This is a genomic window from Gemmatimonadota bacterium, assembly GCA_039715185.1.
GTDB lineage: Bacteria > Gemmatimonadota > Gemmatimonadetes > Longimicrobiales > RSA9 > DATHRK01.
Genome location: JBDLIA010000194.1, coordinates 1 through 1,937 on the forward strand (window position 1 = coordinate 1; position 1,937 = coordinate 1,937).

Sequence of the window (1,937 nt, forward strand, 5' to 3'; positions counted from 1 at the left end):
CGTTGGCGAGATCGCGGAGGTGGCCGGCGACGACCTGTACGACCCCCTCGCGGACGTCTACGACGAGCTGGTGACGACCGGCGTCGGCGCGCCGGCGGACGGGTTCGCCGACGGGGAAGGGGCGGACGAGGCCCTCGCCGCTGGGCAAGCTGAGGACGATGCGCCCGCCGAGGGGGAGGCTGAGGACGAGGAGTTCGCCGACGAGGCGGCGGAGGACGAGGCGCTCGAACGGCTTGGCGACATGATCCGGGAGCGCTGGCGGGGCCAGGATGAGGAGCCGCCCGACAGCCTGGGGGACGCTCCTGCCGAGCCCGACGACGCGGGGGAGAACGCGCCGGCGGACGAGGTCGGCGAGGAAGCCGTGCCAGGTGACGAAGCGCCGGATGAGGAGGGCGCGCCGGACGACGCCGCCGCCGCGGACGCGCCGGGTAACGATGCACCGGGTGACGAGGGCGCGCCGAACGACGCGCCGGACGACCCACCTGCGCCGGACGACGCTCCTGCCGCGGACGACGCGCCTGCGCCCGCTGACGAAGCACCGGATGAGGAAGCCGCGCCGGCCGGGGACGACGCCCCCGCCGCGGACGCCCCCACCGACCCTGCCGCCGCCGCCGCGCCGAGCCCGGTGCCGGGCTTCATCATGTGGTCGCCCGACGGCCAGCCGCTGGACGGGGTGGTCCTCGGAGAGCCGTTCCTGATGGAGCTGCGCGTCTTCCCCGACGAGTCGGGGCTGCGCGGTAGGCAGGGGGGCCTGCGGGAGTTCGACTTCGTAAACGTGACGATCCGCAGCGAGGATGGCGCGGAGCACTGGGTCCGGCTCCACCGGCAGGACGAGCCTTCGGCGGACGGGCTGGTCCGCTTCACCGCGCAGGAGCCGATCAGTTTGGAAGGCACGTGGAGGAAGCCTGACGGCGTCGTGCTGCATGACGGCACCGTCGACGCCCTCGACCTCGACGTGGCCGGCTCCGAAGTGCTGCAGGTCATCACGCCCGGCGTCACGGGCGGCGCTACCGCGGTTAGGGTCTTCGGCGACCCCATCGAGGCGGAGCTGGCCATGCAGGAGCGACGCCTCCAGGAGATCGAGGACATCCTCACCGACGAGCGCCGCGTCGCCGAGGCGATACTCGCCGACTCGGCGATCGCACTCCACCCCGAGCTGGAGGCCGAGACGCGCGCCTGGCTGGAGCGTACCGAGCGCCTCTTGGACATCGTGGACGTCGCCCAGCAGCGCATCGCCGACACCGAGCACCCGGTGCACAAGCTGCGGTTCGCGAACGCGTACATGAGCACGATCCTGACGTCGGACCGGAACGGATCGGTCGTGATCGTCGAACAGGTGCCTCCCTATACCCAGATCGCGGACGCACTCGAGCGGGAGCGCAGGGTCGGGGAAGAGGACCTGCGGGCTCAGGCCTGGAGGCAGGCCACCGGCTACGCGACCCTCTCCTACTCCCTGTTCGCCCACGGCACGCTGGCCGCGCCCGTCCACCAGCTCATCTACGGTCGCGACGAGTTCGACCGCGAGGGCTCGCGCGTGTGGGCGGCGGTGGAGCTGGGCACCGGCATCGCGATGGTCTTTCTGCCGGGGGCGATCGCGAGCCGGATCACCGAATGGAAGGCGGGCGGGTTCAGCCTCGACATCCGGCTCCAGCGGCCCGGGGGCGCGTCGCCCGGCGCGGGGGTCATCCGGTCCAGGCCCGGCCAGTTGGCGGCCATCACCCGCCGGGGGGCGGATGCGGACGCCGCCTACCCGGGCGTGCTCCGCCCGACGCCCAAACCTCCACGCCCGGGCGGCATGGGCACCCTGGGCGCGCAGACCGCCGGCGGGCAGCTTCCCCTTCCCGGGAGGGGCCCCCGTCGCGGGCTCGACGCCGACGACATTCAGCATTGGCGCAGCGAAGGCAACAAATGGGAAATGGACCCCGTCAAGGCGAACA

At 72.9% G+C, this 1,937-nt stretch carries 1 protein-coding gene; it reads left to right on the forward strand.

Annotation, left to right across the window (positions count from 1 at the left end):
- The coding region (locus ABFS34_16625; GenBank protein ID MEN8377051.1) for a hypothetical protein at positions 1-1,937 on the forward strand (1,937 nt) is incomplete at both ends.